A 17,630-nucleotide genomic window follows, 5' to 3' on the forward strand; every position below is an offset into this window, starting at 1 on the left:
GCATGAGTGTTCTTTTTATTATTGTTGCTGCGATCCTGCTCTTAGGGCCACTCATTGCAATACATGAGTTTGGTCACTATTGGGTGGCACGTAAATTAGGTGTAAAGGTCTTGGTATATTCCATTGGCTTTGGCCCAACAATTTTAAAATGGACCTCTAAAAAATCCGGTATTCAATATCAGCTTTCCGTATTACCATTGGGTGGTTATGTCAAAATGCTCGATGAGCGTGAAGGCAATGTGAGCGTTGAGGATTTGCCTTATGCATTCAACCGTCAGTCACCTCTAAAGCGTATTGCAATTGTCGCTGCGGGGCCTGTGATCAACCTGATTTTTGCAGTATTATTGTTTTGGGTTTTAGCATTACCGGCACAGGAACAGTTGAATACTCGCGTTGGCAAGGTGATGGAAAACACGCCTGCGGCGGCTGTGCACATGCAAACTGGCGATAAGATTGTGAGTGTAGATGGGACCTCGACACCGAATTGGGAAAAGCTCAACTATGCGTTGGTTGATCGTGTCGGTGAGACGGGGCATATTCGAATCCAAGCTGATCGTAATGGTCAGCTGCAAACATTCCAATTACCCATTGAAAATTTCTTAAAAGATCAAAGCCAATCCGCTTTAGATGTATTGGGCTTTTTACCGTATCGTCCGCATATTTCAGCTGTAGTCGATCAGCTGAGTGCTGATGGTGCTGCGATTCGTCAAGGCATGAAGCCGGGTGATCAAATTATTGCCATTGATGGTAAAGCGGTTAAAGATTGGTTTGATGTCGTTGATATTGTTCAGCATTCACCTGAGAAGTTGCTTGCCATTGATGTATTACGTCAGGGTCAAATGGTTCAATTAAAAGTGATGCCACAAGCCAAGCGTGACAATATGGGTAACACCACGGGTATGCTCGGTGTTCAGGCAAAAACCGCTCAAATCACTATTCCAGACCAGTATAAACAAACGATTCAATATAATCCTGCTGAAGCATTCGTGGTTGCAGTTGAAAAAACAACAAACTTATCAGCCATGATTTTAAACTCGATTACCAAGATGGTTCGTGGTTTAATCGGGCTAGATAACTTATCAGGCCCTATTACCATTGCAAAAGTGGCGGGTCAAAGTGCTGAAATGGGCTGGCAAACCTTTATTTCCTTTATGGCATTGATGAGTGTGAGTTTGGGGATCTTGAATTTATTGCCTATTCCGATGTTGGATGGTGGGCATTTGGTCTACTACATTATTGAATTGATTCGTGGTAAACCTGTTTCTGAACAAATACAATTAGTTGGAATAAAAATTGGTATGGTGTTGCTGGGAAGTATGATGTTCCTTGCAATATTCAATGATTTTATGCGTTTATAAAAACGCCTAGATGGATAATTAACTTACTGGAAAACAATAGGCATGCAGCACAAACATTTATTTATGCCGTTGGCACTCGTTAGCGCAATGGCGGCAGTACAACAAGTATATGCAGCAGACGAGTTTATCGCACGGGACGTGCGTGTAGAGGGTTTGGTGCGTTTATCGCAAGCCAATGTACTTGCGATGTTACCGATTAATAGCGGTTCACGTATCAACGATCCTGTCATCGCAGATTCGATTCGTGCTTTGTATGCCTCAAATGCTTTTGATGATATTCAAGCCTCTCAAGAAGGTGATACTTTAGTTTTTAAAGTGGTCGAACGCCCGATTATTTCTAAGGTTAATCTTAAGGGTAATAAACTGATTCCTAAAGAAGCTTTGGAAGAAGGCTTAAAGAAAATGGGCTTGGCTGAAGGTGAAGTCCTGACCAAAGCATCATTACAAACATTGGAAACTGAACTTGAACAGCAGTATGTTCAGCAAGGTCGTTACGATGCGGATGTGACGGTCGATACTGTGGCACGTCCCAATAACCGTGTTGAAGTCAATGTCAACTTCAATGAAGGTAAATCGGCAAAAGTTTTTGATATCAATATCATTGGTAATACTGTTTTTAAAGATGATGATATCAAGCAAGCATTTGCGCTGAAAGAAAGTGGTTGGATGTCAGTTGTATCACGTAATGACCGTTATGCACGTGAAAAAATGGCAGCGAGCCTCGAGTCTTTACGTGCACTTTACTTAAATAAAGGCTATATCAACTTTGATGTTAACAGCTCAAATTTGAATATTAGCGAAGACAAGAAAAAAATCTTTATTGAAGTATCGGTTAAAGAAGGTGATCAATTTAAATTTGCAGAGTCTAAATTCTTAGGTGATGCATTGTATAAAACTGAAGACTTAGAAGCACTGAAACTGTATAAAGATGGTGATGTGTATTCTCAAGAAAAAGTGAATGCGGTTAAGCAGCTTTTATTGAGAAAATACGGTAATGCTGGTTATTACTATGCTGAAGTCAATGTGGTTCCTGAAATCAATAATGAGAATAATACGGTTGATTTAAATTACTACATCAATCCAGGTCAGCAAGTGACTGTGCGTCGTATTAACTTCTCAGGAAATACCAAAACGGCTGATGAAGTACTTCGTCGTGAAATGCGCCAAATGGAAGGTGCATTGGCAAGTAATGAAAAAATTGAGTTGTCTAAAATACGTTTAGAGCGTACGGGATTCTTCAGTAAAGTAGATGTAAAACATGTTCGAGTACCGGGTACGTTGGATCAGGTTGACTTAAATATAGATGTTGAAGAACAGCATTCAGGTACCAGTACGCTTGCTGTTGGTTATTCTCAAAATGGTGGTATTACTTTCCAAGCAGGTTTAAGCCAAACCAATTTCTTAGGGACAGGGAACCGAGTTTCATTTGATTTATCCCGTTCAGAAACGCAAGATTATTATAACCTCAGTGTCACTGACCCGTACTTCACCATTGATGGGGTCAGCCGCGGATATAACTTGTATTACCGTAAAACAAAGCTTGACGAGGATTACAACGTCAATGACTATGTGACGGATAGTTTTGGTGGGGGCTTAACCTTTGGTTATCCAATTGATGAAAACCAAAGCATCAGTGCAGGCTTGAATGTTGATAATACTAAAGTGACTACTGGTCCTTATGTTTCAACCTATATTCGTGATTACCTGACTTCTCATGGTGGTAAATCGATTCATGATTCTAAATATTGTATAGGTAATGAAACTTTAAATGAAATCACTAATACACTTGAGTGTTTGGATGCTGATGGTAAAAATATCGGATATTCGACTTTGGGTGATCAGTATGAAGGCGAATTTTTCACTTACAGCTTAAATTTGGGTTGGTCGTATAACACTTTAAACCGTCCTATGTTTCCAACAGCAGGTATGGCACACCGTATTAATGCCGAAATTGCATTGCCAGGCAGTGATGTTGAATATCAAAAAATCACCTACGATGCTCAAGCGTTATTCCCGATAGGTAAAGATTTTGTGATTCGCGGTTATGGTAAGTTGGGTTACGGTAATGATTTACCTTTCTATAAAAACTACTATGCTGGTGGCTATGGTTCAGTCCGTGGTTTTGATAATAATACTCTAGGTCCACGTTATAACAGTGTGACTTCAGAAAATGCAGGCAAGACTGATGATTATCGTTATCAAGAAGAAGTCGGTGGTAATGCATTGGTGCAATTTGGTGCTGAATTGGTATTACCCGTACCATTCAAAGGCGATTGGGCGCGTCAAGTCCGTCCTGTGATCTTTGCTGAGGGTGGTCAGGTCTTTGATACTCAATGTGATGTCTCTAAAGTAGACTCAGAGCGTCAGAAGTGTAAGGATGACTTTGGTTTCTCGGGCGAAAATATGCGTTATAGCGTCGGTGTGGGCTTTACCTGGATTACCATGATTGGTCCTTTATCGCTGAGCTATGCTTACCCGATCAATGATAAACCGGGTGATGAAACCAAAAATATTCAGTTTGAAATCGGTCGTACCTTCTAAGTACGATCGCTTAATTAATGTTTAAAAGATGGATGATATAAAGTTGAAGACTAAAATTGCTTTTGCATTGCTGGGAATGGGTTTAACAGGTTTAGTTCATGCGGCAGGCTATGGTTTTGTCGATTTGGAAAAAGTAGTTGAAGGGAGTACTTACCTCAAGCAACAAAATTCAAGTCTAGAACTTGCGATTAAACCGCAAACCACCAAGCTCGAACAAATTGGTAAAGAAATTGAAGCATTGCAAAAAAGTGCTCAAACCAAGGGTGCTAATGTTCAACAAATCAATACCCAATACCAAGCAAAAATGACTGAATTTCAAACGATTCAACAAAGTGTTCAATCACGTGTGCAATCGACGATTCAAAGTACAAACAAAATTTTTGATGGTCGTGTGAAGCAAGTTGCTGAACAATTGCGTCAAGAAGGAAGTTTGGATATGGTTTTGAATAAAAATGCTGCTTTAGCATTTGACTCTAAATACGATTTAACTGCTAAAATGATTCAAAAGGTTAATGCAATCAAATAAGCAATGAAATCCAAACAGATTCAACTCGATGAATTGGCTCAGCTTGTTCAAGGTGAGCCAATTGGTCAAAACCATCTACTTTTAGATGGTCTCGCAAGTTTACCTCAAGCAAAAGCGCATCAAATTGCGTTTGTAAATGGGGATAAACATATCGAAGATGCACAAGCCTCACAAGCAGGTGCACTGATTGTCACTGCTGCTATGCGTGAGCATCTGAGCAACCATCAAAATTTTATTATTGTTGATAATCCGTATTTGGCCTTTGCGATTCTAACCCATGTGTTTGAGTCTAAAGTCACTCAGCGCGGGATTGAATCGACAGCTCAAATTGATCCTTCCGCTTTGATCGCTGATGATGTCTACATTGGGCATTACGTGGTGATTGGTAAGAATGTAGTGATCGGTGCCAATACCGTGATTCAGTCTCAAACCAAAATTGATGATCATGTCGAAATTGGCAAAGACTGCTTTATTGATTCTCACGTCACCATTACCGGTGAAGCTAAAATTGCTGATCGTGTGCGTATTCATGCCAATACTGTGGTGGGTGGCGAAGGTTTCGGCTTTGCACCATATCAGGGTAAGTGGAATCGCATTGCACAATTGGGTTCGGTTCGCATTGGCCATGATGTTCGGATCGGTTCAAATTGTAGTATTGACCGTGGGGCACTGGACGACACGATTTTAGAAAATGGCGTCATTATTGATAACCTTGTGCAAATCGCCCATAACGTTCGTGTCGGTGAAAATACTGCCATCGCAGCGAAGTGTGGTATTGCGGGTAGTACCACGATTGGCAAAAACTGTATCCTTGCAGGCGCATGCGGTGTGTCAGGACATATCTCTATCACAGATAATGTGACACTTACCGGAATGTCAATGGTCACAGGTAATATTTTAGAGCCTGGCACCTATTCTTCAGGCATGGGTTTGCTTGAAAATTCGAAATGGAAACGCACGGTTGTGCGTCTAAGACAATTAGCAGATGTGCCATTGACCAAGCTGGTGAAACAAATAGATCATATGCAGGCTCAAATTGAGTCAATTGAATCAACTTTAAAATTGCGTAAATGAATATGACTGAGTCTACAACACTACCTTTCGCGGTACCTGAATTACCTATGCAGATTGAACAGATTCGTGAATATCTTCCGCATCGTTATCCTTTCTTATTGGTAGATCGTGTCACTGAAGTTTCTGAACATGGCATTGTCGGCTACAAGAACGTTTCTATCAATGAAGAATATATGCAAGGACACTTTCCGGGTTACCCGATTATGCCGGGCGTTTTAATTGTTGAAGCAATGGCGCAAATTTCTGGTATTTTGGGTTTTATCATGAATGATGAGAAACCAACACCAGGCTCATTGTTTTTGTTTGCCGGTGCGGAAAAGGTTCGATTTAAAAAACAAGTCGTTCCGGGCGACCAACTCGTGCTAAAATCTGAACTTGTAATGCAAAAACGCGGGATCTACAAATATCTTTGTAGTGCAAGTGTTGATGGTATTACGGCAGCAACCGCTGAAATTATCATTTCTCACCAGAAATTAGAGCAGGCATGAGTAACAACGAATTCATTCATTCTACTGCAATCATTGATTCCTCAGCAGTCATTGCTTCAGATGTAAAAATTGGTCCTTATTGTATTATTGGACCTCACGTCACAATTGGTGCGGGTACAGTGCTGCATTCTCATGTCGTGATTGGTGGCTATACGCGTATTGGTAAAGACAATGAAATCTTTCAGTTCGCAAGTGTCGGCGAAGTTTGCCAAGATCTTAAATATGCGGGTGAAGAAACCTGGCTTGAGATTGGTGACAACAATAAAATTCGTGAACATTCTAGCTTGCATCGTGGCACGGTTCAGGATCAATCGCTAACTAAAGTGGGAAGCCATAACCTGTTGATGGTGAATACCCATATTGCGCATGACTGTGTCATTGGTGATCATAATATTTTTGCCAATAATGTGGGTGTTGCAGGTCATGTCCATGTGGGTGATTATGTTGTGGTTGGTGGTAACTCAGGGATTCACCAATTCTGTAAGATTGATTCTTATAGCATGATTGGTGGGGCATCACTCATTCTGAAAGATGTTCCTGCTTATGTAATGGTATCAGGTAACCCTGCACATGCATTTGGTTTGAATGTTGAAGGTATGCGTCGTAAGGGTTGGTCTAAAAATGTGATCGTGGGTTTACGTGAGGCATTTAAACTGATTTATAAATCAGGTTTAACCACTGAACAGGCGATTGAAAAAATCCAACAGGATATTTTAACTGAAGTACCTGAAGCACAACGTTTAATTGATTCTTTACAAGCGTCTAAGCGTGGTATTGTACGTTAAGTCATCAGATTCAATGTTGAAATGCTAACAGGCATATAAAAAAGACATCCGAGGATGTCTTTTTTTTATATCTCAAGCAAGCAATTTGAATGGATTAACCTTGTTTGAAGTATCCCGCTTCTTCAGACTGTGGATAGCTGCTCAACAATTTTTTTTTATAGACTTCGGCAGATTGGGTGTTTTTATTGACATCCTTAGCAATGCTATACAGTTGATAGAGTGAACGTGGTGCTTTGGCTGAATCAGGATATTTGGCTGCTACGGTTTCATAATTCTTTTTAGCTTCAGTGTAATTCGGTGGCTCAATGGCTAGATTAAACTCAGCCAACCAGAAGTAGGCATTTCCGGTATAGACACTGTTAGGATTATTTTTTATAAAGTTTTGCATCGGTGCGATGGCTTTCTTGGCGCCGCCTTGTTTGTAGGCATCCAGAGCAATGGTATAAGCCGCCTTGTCTAATTCGGCTTGATTGCTTGAAACTGCATTGGTCGAGCTAGGATTGCTTGCTGTAGTCGTTTCTGGGCTCAGGTTTGAGGCAGCCGTTTTAGTGGGCTCTGTTGCTGTATTTGTACCAGCTTCACCTTCCGCTTGTGGTTCTTCTTCGCTAGGATCAATCTTTTGTTGAAGAAGCTCTAAGCGTTGATCGAGGTCGGTATAGCGGTTAGTGAGTTCTTTGTTGAGTTGGTCAATTTGGTAGTCTTGTTCTTCGATTTTGCCACGTAACTCACGCAGTTGATTTTCTAAGCGTTGATTTTGTTGCAATAAATCCCAATTCATATTGCTTGAAATCGCTGCTGAATTTGCACCTGCTGCGCTGATATTGGCTGGATTTGTATTTGAGCTATTACCACTCAGGCGATTCGATTCAATGGGTACAGCGAACACCTGTGTAGAGCTGAGCAGGGCAAGGGTGATAAGGCTATGCTTGTTGAGCATGATCATATATCCAAATTAACACGATGGAAAATCTAATCCGTACAGAGGGACTTAGATTCTGCATAAAATAAAAAAACTGACTCCATTTAAAACGGCATAGGCTTGAATTGCAATATGTATTTACAATCTTGTTATACAAAGATTTAAAGTGAAGATTCACATAGTTTAGCGATTAATTTTCGCTTTTTAATACAGATCGAATGTTAAATAATCAAACGAATGAAAGACTTGTATAAAATCAGAAAAGTTACTTGCATCATTAAAAAAAATCTCTATACTCTCACCTTGTAATGGTAGCCCCGCTGGTGGCTTCGCAATTGTACTCTATGAACCCCGCCAGGACCGGAAGGTAGCAACGGTAATAGAACTATGATGTGCCGAAGTTTTGCTAGTGGGGTTGCCACCAGTTTTTAAAATAATAATATAATCGCTTTTAGCATCTCATTTATTTTCTCTCTTATTTCTAGTTCGGTCTTAAATTCATTTCTTTATATCGCTACTACATTCATTACTGATTTATGATTCGGTATTCATCTAGGTGGCCTATTCATCTATGCTGTGAAGAATACTTTGATTTACATGTAAGGCGTTGGGTGTAGAAAAGTGAATCTTTCAAAGCCTATATTTGGCTAAAAACAATAGATCATTTTTCATTTAACATCTTACAGTTTAGATATTTAGATCAGTTTAAATAAAAATTTAAAATCACCAATCTTCATCCTCAGGTTTTTTCCGAATGGCTTTCATAATCGCATCCATCTCAAAACCCCGATATTGCAAAAAGCGTATTTGCTTGGCTTTGAGTTTGGGATCAGTTGCAACCTCAATACCATATTTTTTTACTTTTAATTGATAGGCTTGTTCATACCAATCAATGTCTTGCATGTCATTCTGAGCAAGCGCTTTATCAATTTTTTTGGCATTCAGGGCAAGTTTGATTCGATTTGGACCTTTGCCTTTACGAATTTGACTACGCACCACCATTTCAGCAACACGTTGGTCACTTTGGTAATTTTCTCGTGCAAGCTCTTCGACTAGTTCAAGCACCTCATCCCGGTGTTCTGCATAGAGTGCTAATTTTTCAATCAGATCTTGTTTGGAGTATTCCTTGCGGGTGAGTACTGCAAAAGCGTAAGAGCGTAGGCGAGTGCCCGTGAGTCCTGGTCTGTGCTTTTTTGCTTGATCATCCTCAGATGCTTCTAAATGATCTGCATTTACTTCACCTGAATGTGCGTGACGATACAAAGCATTAGGCTTTACTTTTTGAGTATATGAACGATCATGATTAAAAATCAGCGAATCTTGTGCTTGTAATGATGGCTGAGATTCACTTGATGAACAATCCTCACCAAATTGACGTTTCAACGCCTCATAATCTATGAATTTCGGGAATTTAGCTTCAGACATTGTTTTAGACACACCCAGTATTAAAAAACGCCCCGTAGGGCGTTTATAGTTTAAATCGAATCATTTAAAGCTGCATGACTTAAACATCAAGTAAATCAACTTCTTCATCTTTTTCGTCAGCAGGTGCTGGATTTGCAGTCACCAATAACTGTTCGCGAATCATGCGTTCAAGGTCTTTGGCCAATTCAGGGTGTTCTTCCAAGTGACGGATCACGTTGTTTTTACCTTGACCAATTTTGCTGCCTTGGTATGAGTACCAAGCACCTGCTTTTTGCACCAATTCTTGAGAAACAGCGAGGTCAACCAATTCGCCTAAATGATTTACGCCTTTACCGTAAAGAATTTGGAAAATCGCTTCGCGGAATGGAGGTGCCATTTTGTTCTTCACAACTTTAACCCGTGTTTCAGAACCGACGATTTCATCACCTTCTTTGACTTGACCGATACGGCGGATATCCAGACGTACAGAAGCGTAGAATTTGAGTGCATTACCACCGGTTGTGGTTTCTGGGCTACCAAACATTACACCAATCTTCATACGGATTTGGTTAATGAAGATCACCATACAGTTTGAGCGTTTTGCATTACCGGTGATTTTACGTAAAGCTTGGCTCATCAAACGGGCTTGTAGACCCATGTGTGAGTCACCCATTTCGCCTTCAATTTCGGCTTTTGGGGTTAGTGCTGCCACGGAATCGACCACGATCATGTCCACAGCACCTGAACGTACCAGCATGTCCGCAATTTCGAGGGCTTGTTCACCATGGTCAGGTTGAGACACCAAAAGATTGTCAATATCTACACCCAATTTGCGTGCATATTGAGGATCTAAAGCATGTTCAGCATCGATAAAGGCACAAGTCCCCCCGCCTTTTTGACATTCAGCAATCGCTTGTAGTGTCATTGTGGTTTTACCTGAAGATTCAGGACCATAAATTTCACAGATACGACCTTTAGGTAGGCCACCTATACCGAGTGCTATATCAAGCATTAAAGAGCCAGTTGATACGGCTTCAACCGCTTGTACCGTGTTGTCACCTAAACGCATCACTGAATTTTTACCAAATTGTTTTTCAATTTGGCTTAATGCAGCATTCAGTGCTTTGCTTTTGTTCTCATCCATCTCGTAACCTCAAAAACGATGTAATATCACTAATAACTTAAGTGGATGTCTTGAATTAAGTCTCATGTCCACGGGGCTTATAGTGACAGAAAAAGGGCTTTGGTTCTATGTTTCTAGTCAGTGTAACGACATATATTGTCGCGCGATTTAGTCATCATCATAAGACCATTGTTGATCAAATCCGTGATCATTTTCTTGTTTAAATTTACTAATATCACGACGATCTTTTTTGCTTGGTCGATGATCGGGTCGAGCAAGATTATGCATTTTTCTTTGTGAAGAAAGCAACTCTCGTTTTTCAATACTTTCAGCGGTTTCTTCGTACAAAAGTTGTGCTTGGGGAGCACCACCACGCACACTGGACAAGGCTTTAACGATCACAGTTTTCTTTTCAAAACCTTGCTGAATGGTCAGCTGCATCCCCACGCGGATTTCACGAGAGACTTTGACCCGTTCATTGTTTTGATGGACTTTACCGCCCTCAATTGCATGCTTTGCAATCGAGCGAGTTTTAAAAAAGCGTGCTGCCCATAACCATTTATCGATACGCATGGATTCAGCAAGTTGAGATTCAGGCTGTTTTGACATTCAGTTCCTTGGTGTGTACTGGGTTTAAAAGAGGAAGCAGTTCAGTGAGATCATTAATCGCTGGGTAATCAAGCTCTAAAGGATTGCGTGCGACTTGATCGCTTGAGGGTTGGGTAATGGTAATCAATTTTGATAGACCAAAACGTTCTGCGCCTTGCAGTACTGGTGCAGTGTCATCAACCAACATGGCGTTATTTGGGTCAAAGGGATGTTTTCTTTGTAGAATCTGCCAAAATTCGATACATTCTTTGGAGTACCCAATCTCTTCACTGCTGATCATGACTTCAAAATAAGGGGCAAGGTCGACATTTTCAAGTTTAAGTTTTAAGCCTGCACAATCAGCATTGGTCAGTAACCAGCAGCGATAACCTTGTGCTTTTAACGCTTCGAGTAATTCAAAGCATCCCGCGCGCGGACGAATTTGATCTTTAAAGTCATATTGCAGTTGTAAAGTATCGACTCCGACTTTAGCCGTCCAGTAGCGAGATGAATACCAAGATAGTGTATGCTTATGTTGTTGATAAAAAGCATGCAGCGTATCTAAACTGTGTTGCAGTGAACACTGATGGGTGTGGGCATGTCGTTCTGGGAGCTTATGATTCCAGATCAAATTATCAAAAGCCAGATCGAGTAGCGTACCGTCCATGTCAAACATGATGATCGGTTTTGTTTCTAAGTCAGACATAAAATAGGTTTTTATCCATGTTTATCACAACTCAAGCGCCGCAAGATGCACAAATTCTAAAATTGGTACCGATTTTGGCTGCTGCAAGTCAAATTTTAAGAGAAGAATACCAAAATTATTGTGCAGGCAGTGAGTTTAAAATTGATAAGAAGTCTGATCAATCACCGGTCACGCAGGCAGATTTAAAGGTTAATCAGTATTTAATTCAAGAGCTGGCGCGTCTTACCCCAGAGATTCCGGTGTTGTCTGAAGAGAGTGATAATTCTGAGCGTCATGCATGGTCAATCTGTTGGATGCTTGATCCTTTGGATGGCACTAAAGAATTTATTCATCAGCGTGATGAATTTACCATTAACTTAAGTTTAATTGAAAATCATCAAACCATTTTTTCAGTGATTGCTGTGCCTATGGAGCAAGTGGTGTATATGGGGTATTTAACCGAGTTACCTTATAAATATTCATTTGTTGAAAAAACCTGGGCGCGCTACAGCAAGTTTAAAGACAGTGAATCTGATGCAATCCAAGTGGGTTTAAGTCATAGCAGTAAGAATCCCAAATATCAGCAATATATTGAGTATTTGGAGCAAGACAGCCCTGTGATTCGTAGAGAAGCAGGCAGTGCCTATAAGTTTTGCATGATGTTAGAGGGTGAAATTGATATTTATCCACGCTTTCACCCGACATCTGAATGGGATACCAGTTCAGGGCAGGGCTTGCTGGAAAGTATTGGTGGGGGGCTCGTCAGCTTAGATGCATTACCGTTCACCTATAATCAGCGAAGTACTGTTCTCAACCAAGGTTTTATTGCGTATCGAGATGCGGAGAATCAAAAAATCGCATTAGACGCCCTGAGCAATGTTAGTTTCTAAAAATGAATCTTATTTTTGCCATGCTATAGTGAGACATACTCAAATGTTTAAATACGTCCTATGTCACTGAAGTTACTACCACCGAGTATGTTTCGGGCTTTAGATTTATTGCCTGATTCAGATGTTCCTGTGACCTTATTTACCCGTCATTCTTTACGTGAAGTGGTATCTGGTCAAGGCTTAGCAGGCTACGACTTACAGCTGACTGAGCAAGGTAGAGAATTGGCTTATTCATGGGGTTCTTACTTGGTTGAGCATACCGATCGTGTGATTCAGCATTGTATATCCAGCCCGATTCAGCGTTGTGTAGACACGGCAAGTTTAATGCTTAAAGGTGCTGATGGGATGATACCCGATACCAGTACCCATGTAATCGAGGTGATCGAACAGGGATTATTGGTAGAACCCGGGAGTTTCGTCGTTGATATTAAACAAGCAGCGCCTTATTTTAAACAACAAGGTGCATTGGGCTTTATTAATAGTTTCGTCAATCATGCCTTACCGGGGATGAAGCACCCGATCAGGGGTGTAATAGATGTGCTTGAGCTGATTTACAATACGCATCCCAATAATAAACGTGGCCTAAGCTTAGCGGTCAGTCATGACACCATTTTAGCCGCAATCATTGCGGTGATTGCAGGTAAAACACAGATCGATCAAGCGGATTGGCCGGCCATGATGGAAGGTTTGTTTGTTTGGTTTGAGGGTGGTGCGTTTATGGACTGTAAACTCAAGTGGATTTGGCGAGGGGAGTGTCATGAATTGGTGATTAGAGAGTTCTGCCAATTTAAAACTTAAGCTCTTCATATTTTGATTTAAGAAAAATCTTGGATTGAATAATCAAAAAGCCCGTATTAAACGGGCTTTTTTGAGGGTGTTGTATAAGTGTTTGGGGTTAATGGTCGTGATGTAGGTATTGAGGTGCTTTAGGGAGTTTTAAACTACACAGGAAACAAATCACGAGCATGACGATGACATAGATAAAGAAAGTGCTTTCATGACCAGATGCCTTAAATTGTAAGGCTACAGAAGGTGCTGATCCGCCAAAAATGGCATTACCTACTGCATAAGAGAAGCCAACACCTAAAGCTCTTACATGAGGAGGGAACATTTCAGCTTTGACAATTCCACTGATAGACGTATAAAAGCTTAAAATTAACATCAAAAAAATCAGCAATAGAGCCAGCATTAGCGGAGATGAGCTAAAATGCGGCATGGCGATTACCATTACGGGGTAGATAAAAATGGCCATGAGTGCGCTAAATGCGAGCATGGAATTACGACGTCCAATTCGATCGGATAAAATACCGAACACAGGTTGTGCAATCATTAAAACAAAAATACAGGCCGTCATGATTAAGCCGACTGTATTGCCTGCTAGGCCTAAGTTGGTTAAATATGTTTTTGAATATACGGTAATGACATAAAAACTTAATGAACCAGCAGAGGTGTATCCGACAACAAGTAAAAATGTTCTCCAGTGATGACGAAATAATGCTTTTAAAGAGCCAGATTCTTCACGATCGCGATCAGCGCTAGATAGGGTTTCTTCAAGACCACTACGTGCCAACAATGAAATGATTGCTGCTATACCGCCAATCACGAAAGGAATACGCCAGCCTCCATTCAACAGTTGGTCTTCAGACATGAACGCAAGCAAAATCACACCGAGTAAGCTGGCCAGTAATTGTCCGCCTGTTAAAGTGACATATTGAAAAGAAGAAAAGAAACCGCGTTGACCTTTTAATCCAAGCTCACTCATATACGTGGCAACAGCGCCATATTCGCCGCCAACGGATAAGCCTTGGAGTAGTCTGACTAAGAGTAATAAAAAGGGAGCAATCATACCCACGCTTTCATAGGTGGGCAGTGCTGCAAATAAGAAAGAGCTGAGCGCCATTAAACAAATTGAAATGACCATTGATTTCTTGCGACCATGTTTATCTGCAATATGGCCGAATAACCAGCTTCCAATAGGACGCATAAAAAAGCTGGCTGCGAAAACACCCCAAACATAAATAGATTGTGTGGTTGAATCCATATTTGGGGCAGTCAGTGCTTTGGTGAAATAGACTGCAAAGACCGCATAGATATAAAAGTCGAACCATTCGACTAAGTTACCCGATGCTGCCCCGACAATTCCTTTAATTCGACTGGCTTTTTCTTGTGGAGTGTAAGTTTGATTCATTCCATATCCTTGGTGAGTGAATAATTGCTTAAATTTTCATCTTTAAAAGCATATTTTATTTATGCTTGGAATGTAAGAGAAATGGGAAAGTAATTTATTTTTAATCTAAATTTTTGAATTTTTGCTGAGATGATTTGAATAAGGGGTAAATGCGAAATGAAGACTGTATTGGATTTTTAGAAATGCTAGACATAAAAAAAGCCCCAGAGGGGCTTTTTTTATCATGCATAAATTAGTTAGCTAACGCTTTAACTTGTGCATTTAAACGGCTCTTATGACGAGCAGCTTTGTTTTTATGGATGATGCCTTTATCAGCCATACGGTCAATTACAGGTACTGCAGTTTTGTAAGCTTCAGTAGCTGCTGCATAGTCACCAGCTGCGATAGCTGCTACTGTGCGTTTTAAATAAGTACGAACCATTGAACGTAAGCTAGCGTTGTGTTTACGTGCTTTAACGTTTTGACGAGCACGTTTTTTTGCTTGAGCAGAGTTTGCCACTCGTGCACTCCTTGAAATAGATTGGTCTGGGCGGGCTGAAATTGCATCTAAAAATCTTCATCAGAAAAATTTTAACCAGCCCGTAAACAAGTGCCATATTGTGATTAATTGACTGAGCAAAGTCAAGTCTTGACATGCTTTGACAACATTTTAGATGCAGATAAAATCGAGATAAACCGTTAAATTATCTTAATCTTAGCTGGAATGATTAAAAAATGACTAAAACGATAAAACGTGCAGTGGTGATTGGTGCAACGGGTATGGTGGGGCGAATTCTAATACAACAACTGAATGAAATAGAATCATGTGAGCAAATCATAGCGATTGTGCGCCGAGAAGATCAACAACTGAAAAATTTATCCAAAGTTAAGCAATGGGTAATGGATGATTTTCTCTTACTCAATGATCAAGATGTGGCGGGATTTAGTCATGCTTTTAGTTGCTTGGGTACTACCATTAAAAAAGCGGGATCGAAAGCCAATTTTTACGCCATCGATTTTGAAATCAATGCACATTTTGCTGACCTCTTTGAAGGCACAGAAACCCATTATGTTTTGATTAGCGCACAAGGCGCCGAAGCAGGGTCGTTATTTTTCTATAATCAAGTCAAAGGTGAGCTAGAACAGCATCTATTACAATCAGACTTGAGTTGTATATCTATCTTAAGACCGTCACTGTTGATCGGTGAGCGGGATGAAGCTCGACCTTTGGAGGATCTTTCACAGACGGTATTTAAAGGTTTGTCGCATTTACTCCCTAAGCGTTTTAAATTTAAGCCAGTGACAGCAAAGCAAGTCGCTCATACTATGGTCGAGGTTGCGCAGACTCAAACCGAAAAACTGAGAATTTATGATAATTTAGAAATACAGCAAAATCGTGCTTAATTAAACGTATGCTGATAAACGAATACATCTATATATAAAAAGAGGGGCTTTAAGCGTGTCTATACCTGCATTTGTAACCTGTGATCTACTTGATGACCATCCCGAGCATCCATTTCAAGTGATGAGTCCATCCATTGATGGTAAATCATTTCAAAGTTATGGCGCGATCAAAAGCTTTGCTGGTCAAGTGGTGACTGTGAAATGTTTTGAAGACAATTCAAGGGTTAAAGAGTTATTGGCGACAGACGGGACAGGTAAAGTCTTGGTGGTGGATGGAGGTGCATCAATGCGCTGTGCATTGATGGGCGACATGATTGCTGAATCTGCAGTCAAGCATCATTGGAATGGAGTCATTATTTATGGTTGTGTGCGTGATGTCGATGCTATTGCACAATTACAGCTCGGTGTGCATGCTTTGGCTGCGATCCCATGCAAAAGTAACCGTAAAGGTCTAGGTGAAGTTGATGTCACTTTAACTTTTGGTGGTGTGACCATTCAATCAGGTGATTATGTCTATGCAGATAACAATGGCATCATTATTGGTCAGCAAAATTTTCTAGACTAAGTACGTTATTACGGTTTTATGCGCAGATAAATTTTATTTAACCAGCCATTTGATACAGCATCATATCCTTTGAAGTTTGAATATGCTGCTGTATAGCATGACGCTAACCACTGGACGTGAATTCAATCATTGTTCATTAAAATAAAACAGTGAATACAAGCTAATCATTCAACACAACCACACAATAAGCAAAGACAATAAAAAGGATATCGACATGGTGAATCATCATATTAAAGTGATACAAGCGCTCGCTTCTGGCGTTTTGGAAGGCGGTAGAGGTACAAGTGGTACACCATTCCCACAACAACCTGAAAAAGCTTTGAAGCTCTATGAGTTTGAAGGTTCGCCATTTTGTCGTCGTGTCAGAGAAGTGCTCACCACATTAAACTTAGATTATGAAGTGTATCCATGCCCGAAAGGCGGCAATAAATATCGTCAAATCGTGAAAGAAAAAGGCGGTAAGTTACAGTTTCCATTTTTAATTGATGAAAATACAGGAGATCAACTTTATGAATCTCAAGCGATTATTCATCATTTGTTTAAGCATTATGGCAAGACAGGGAACACCCCGAAGAAGTATGCACACTATCCGAATATTCCCTATGTCGCTTTAGCGGGTACGGTGGTGAATGGTGCGCGTGGCATCTGGATTAATCAGAACATTAAAGATCGCGCTGCACCGAAGCATCTTCTTGAATTATGGGGCTTTGAAGCGAGTCCTTTTACCCGTGTGGTTCGTGCAGAATTGGCTGAACTGGAAATTCCATTTATTTTTCACAATGTGCCAAAAGAATGTTGGCAAGATCAAGGTCCAGCAGTGCTGCGTTTAAAACCAGGTCAATATCATCCGGTGAAAGGCGGTAAGCGTGAGCAAGTGATTAAACTGATGAATCGGGATAAAAAAGACATTCAAGTGCCTTATTTGGTCGACCCTAATACCAACACCAAGCTGTTTGAGTCAAAAGATATTGTGGAATATTTAAAGCATCAATACGGTAAGTAGTGCATGCTTGTTTTGTTTTTCTATGTAGAAGTAGTCCTCAGGGCTACTTTTTTATTTGCTTATGAATATAGGTTGCACTTAGATGAATTATACCTCTGATATTGAACTTG

At 40.4% G+C, this 17,630-nt stretch carries 18 protein-coding genes and 1 other RNA gene; 12 read left to right on the plus strand and 7 right to left on the minus strand.

The window, feature by feature from the left end:
* Positions 1-2 precede the first annotated feature (2 nt).
* The 6 genes from rseP to lpxA are packed head-to-tail and all read left to right on the plus strand — an operon-like array spanning position 3 to position 6,772.
* Positions 3-1,358 (plus strand): RIP metalloprotease RseP, encoded by a 1,356-nt coding sequence (gene rseP / locus G8D99_RS07080; RefSeq protein WP_166323902.1) that lies wholly within the window; start codon positions 3-5, stop codon positions 1,356-1,358.
* Positions 1,359-1,400: 42 nt separating this feature from the next.
* Complete coding sequence (bamA, locus tag G8D99_RS07085) at positions 1,401-3,899, plus strand: outer membrane protein assembly factor BamA (RefSeq protein WP_196782903.1); 2,499 nt, start codon at positions 1,401-1,403, stop codon at positions 3,897-3,899.
* A gap of 28 nt (positions 3,900-3,927) precedes the next feature.
* The gene (locus tag G8D99_RS07090; protein WP_166323904.1) at positions 3,928-4,425 is read left to right on the plus strand and encodes an OmpH family outer membrane protein; all 498 of its coding nucleotides are present in this window, start codon (positions 3,928-3,930) and stop codon (positions 4,423-4,425) included.
* 3 nt (positions 4,426-4,428) lie between these two features.
* On the plus strand, positions 4,429-5,499 hold the full coding sequence (gene lpxD / locus G8D99_RS07095; protein ID WP_166323906.1) for a UDP-3-O-(3-hydroxymyristoyl)glucosamine N-acyltransferase: 1,071 nt from the start codon (positions 4,429-4,431) through the stop codon (positions 5,497-5,499).
* Positions 5,500-5,501: 2 nt separating this feature from the next.
* Entirely contained in the window at positions 5,502-5,987 is a 486-nt protein-coding gene (gene fabZ, locus G8D99_RS07100; protein ID WP_166323908.1) for a 3-hydroxyacyl-ACP dehydratase FabZ, read from the plus strand.
* Positions 5,984-6,772 (plus strand): acyl-ACP--UDP-N-acetylglucosamine O-acyltransferase, encoded by a 789-nt coding sequence (lpxA, locus tag G8D99_RS07105; RefSeq protein WP_166323910.1) that lies wholly within the window; start codon positions 5,984-5,986, stop codon positions 6,770-6,772. Before fabZ ends, lpxA begins: the two co-directional genes overlap by 4 nt.
* Positions 6,773-6,866: 94 nt before the next feature.
* On the opposite strand, the gene G8D99_RS07110 is transcribed toward lpxA, so the two are convergent.
* Positions 6,867-7,709 (minus strand): YbgF trimerization domain-containing protein, encoded by an 843-nt coding sequence (locus G8D99_RS07110; protein WP_166323912.1) that lies wholly within the window; start codon positions 7,707-7,709, stop codon positions 6,867-6,869.
* Positions 7,710-8,009: 300 nt separating this feature from the next.
* Between G8D99_RS07110 and ffs the strand changes: the two genes are divergently transcribed.
* Positions 8,010-8,106, plus strand: an RNA gene (ffs, locus tag G8D99_RS07115) — signal recognition particle sRNA small type.
* A gap of 308 nt (positions 8,107-8,414) precedes the next feature.
* Here ffs and G8D99_RS07120 read toward each other — a convergent pair.
* The 4 genes from G8D99_RS07120 to G8D99_RS07135 form a co-directional block, all read right to left on the minus strand.
* On the minus strand, positions 8,415-9,116 hold the full coding sequence (locus tag G8D99_RS07120; protein WP_166323913.1) for a regulatory protein RecX: 702 nt from the start codon (positions 9,114-9,116) through the stop codon (positions 8,415-8,417).
* A gap of 79 nt (positions 9,117-9,195) precedes the next feature.
* Positions 9,196-10,239: a recombinase RecA gene (gene recA / locus G8D99_RS07125; RefSeq protein ID WP_166323915.1), complete on the minus strand. Its 1,044-nt coding sequence runs from the start codon at positions 10,237-10,239 to the stop codon at positions 9,196-9,198.
* A gap of 147 nt (positions 10,240-10,386) precedes the next feature.
* Complete coding sequence (locus G8D99_RS07130) at positions 10,387-10,827, minus strand: RNA-binding S4 domain-containing protein (RefSeq protein WP_166323917.1); 441 nt, start codon at positions 10,825-10,827, stop codon at positions 10,387-10,389.
* Positions 10,811-11,512 (minus strand): HAD-IA family hydrolase, encoded by a 702-nt coding sequence (locus G8D99_RS07135; RefSeq protein ID WP_166323919.1) that lies wholly within the window; start codon positions 11,510-11,512, stop codon positions 10,811-10,813. The genes G8D99_RS07130 and G8D99_RS07135 overlap by 17 nt, the downstream gene beginning before the upstream one ends.
* A 17-nt stretch (positions 11,513-11,529) precedes the next feature.
* On the opposite strand from G8D99_RS07135, the gene G8D99_RS07140 reads away from it, so the two are divergent.
* Entirely contained in the window at positions 11,530-12,381 is an 852-nt protein-coding gene (locus tag G8D99_RS07140; RefSeq protein WP_166323921.1) for a 3'(2'),5'-bisphosphate nucleotidase CysQ family protein, read from the plus strand.
* 60 nt (positions 12,382-12,441) lie between these two features.
* Positions 12,442-13,179 (plus strand): histidine phosphatase family protein, encoded by a 738-nt coding sequence (locus G8D99_RS07145; protein WP_166323923.1) that lies wholly within the window; start codon positions 12,442-12,444, stop codon positions 13,177-13,179.
* A gap of 97 nt (positions 13,180-13,276) precedes the next feature.
* On the opposite strand, the gene G8D99_RS07150 is transcribed toward G8D99_RS07145, so the two are convergent.
* Together G8D99_RS07150 and rpsT are read right to left on the minus strand one after the other, a co-directional pair.
* On the minus strand, positions 13,277-14,569 hold the full coding sequence (locus G8D99_RS07150; RefSeq protein ID WP_166323925.1) for an MFS transporter: 1,293 nt from the start codon (positions 14,567-14,569) through the stop codon (positions 13,277-13,279).
* Between the two features lie 232 nt (positions 14,570-14,801).
* On the minus strand, positions 14,802-15,068 hold the full coding sequence (gene rpsT, locus G8D99_RS07155; protein WP_039622003.1) for a 30S ribosomal protein S20: 267 nt from the start codon (positions 15,066-15,068) through the stop codon (positions 14,802-14,804).
* 215 nt (positions 15,069-15,283) lie between these two features.
* Between rpsT and G8D99_RS07160 the strand changes: the two genes are divergently transcribed.
* The 3 genes from G8D99_RS07160 to G8D99_RS07170 all read left to right on the plus strand — a co-directional run bounded on the left by G8D99_RS07160 (position 15,284) and on the right by G8D99_RS07170 (position 17,520).
* Positions 15,284-15,952 carry a Rossmann-fold NAD(P)-binding domain-containing protein gene (locus G8D99_RS07160; RefSeq protein WP_166323927.1) on the plus strand — a complete coding sequence of 223 codons (669 nt, stop codon included), beginning with the start codon at positions 15,284-15,286 and terminating at the stop codon, positions 15,950-15,952.
* 55 nt (positions 15,953-16,007) lie between these two features.
* Positions 16,008-16,517 (plus strand): ribonuclease E activity regulator RraA, encoded by a 510-nt coding sequence (rraA, locus tag G8D99_RS07165; protein WP_166323929.1) that lies wholly within the window; start codon positions 16,008-16,010, stop codon positions 16,515-16,517.
* A gap of 214 nt (positions 16,518-16,731) precedes the next feature.
* Positions 16,732-17,520 (plus strand): glutathione S-transferase N-terminal domain-containing protein, encoded by a 789-nt coding sequence (locus G8D99_RS07170; RefSeq protein ID WP_166323931.1) that lies wholly within the window; start codon positions 16,732-16,734, stop codon positions 17,518-17,520.
* The last annotated feature ends 110 nt before the right edge of the window (positions 17,521-17,630 follow it).

Source organism: Acinetobacter lanii, assembly GCF_011578285.1.
Lineage (GTDB): Bacteria > Pseudomonadota > Gammaproteobacteria > Pseudomonadales > Moraxellaceae > Acinetobacter > Acinetobacter lanii.

Bases quoted from the DNA above. Each gene is read 5' to 3' on its own strand.
- rseP (WP_166323902.1), top strand. From the start codon at position 3: ATGAGTGTTCTTTTTATTATTGTTGCTGCGATCCTGCTCTTAGGGCCA.
- bamA (WP_196782903.1), top strand. From the start codon at position 1,401: ATGCAGCACAAACATTTATTTATGCCGTTGGCACTCGTTAGCGCAATG.
- G8D99_RS07090 (WP_166323904.1), top strand. From the start codon at position 3,928: ATGGATGATATAAAGTTGAAGACTAAAATTGCTTTTGCATTGCTGGGA.
- lpxD (WP_166323906.1), top strand. From the start codon at position 4,429: ATGAAATCCAAACAGATTCAACTCGATGAATTGGCTCAGCTTGTTCAA.
- fabZ (WP_166323908.1), top strand. From the start codon at position 5,502: ATGACTGAGTCTACAACACTACCTTTCGCGGTACCTGAATTACCTATG.
- lpxA (WP_166323910.1), top strand. From the start codon at position 5,984: ATGAGTAACAACGAATTCATTCATTCTACTGCAATCATTGATTCCTCA.
- G8D99_RS07110 (WP_166323912.1), bottom strand. From the start codon at position 7,709: ATGCTCAACAAGCATAGCCTTATCACCCTTGCCCTGCTCAGCTCTACA.
- G8D99_RS07120 (WP_166323913.1), bottom strand. From the start codon at position 9,116: ATGTCTGAAGCTAAATTCCCGAAATTCATAGATTATGAGGCGTTGAAA.
- recA (WP_166323915.1), bottom strand. From the start codon at position 10,239: ATGGATGAGAACAAAAGCAAAGCACTGAATGCTGCATTAAGCCAAATT.
- G8D99_RS07130 (WP_166323917.1), bottom strand. From the start codon at position 10,827: ATGTCAAAACAGCCTGAATCTCAACTTGCTGAATCCATGCGTATCGAT.
- G8D99_RS07135 (WP_166323919.1), bottom strand. From the start codon at position 11,512: ATGTCTGACTTAGAAACAAAACCGATCATCATGTTTGACATGGACGGT.
- G8D99_RS07140 (WP_166323921.1), top strand. From the start codon at position 11,530: ATGTTTATCACAACTCAAGCGCCGCAAGATGCACAAATTCTAAAATTG.
- G8D99_RS07145 (WP_166323923.1), top strand. From the start codon at position 12,442: ATGTCACTGAAGTTACTACCACCGAGTATGTTTCGGGCTTTAGATTTA.
- G8D99_RS07150 (WP_166323925.1), bottom strand. From the start codon at position 14,569: ATGAATCAAACTTACACTCCACAAGAAAAAGCCAGTCGAATTAAAGGA.
- G8D99_RS07160 (WP_166323927.1), top strand. From the start codon at position 15,284: ATGACTAAAACGATAAAACGTGCAGTGGTGATTGGTGCAACGGGTATG.
- G8D99_RS07170 (WP_166323931.1), top strand. From the start codon at position 16,732: ATGGTGAATCATCATATTAAAGTGATACAAGCGCTCGCTTCTGGCGTT.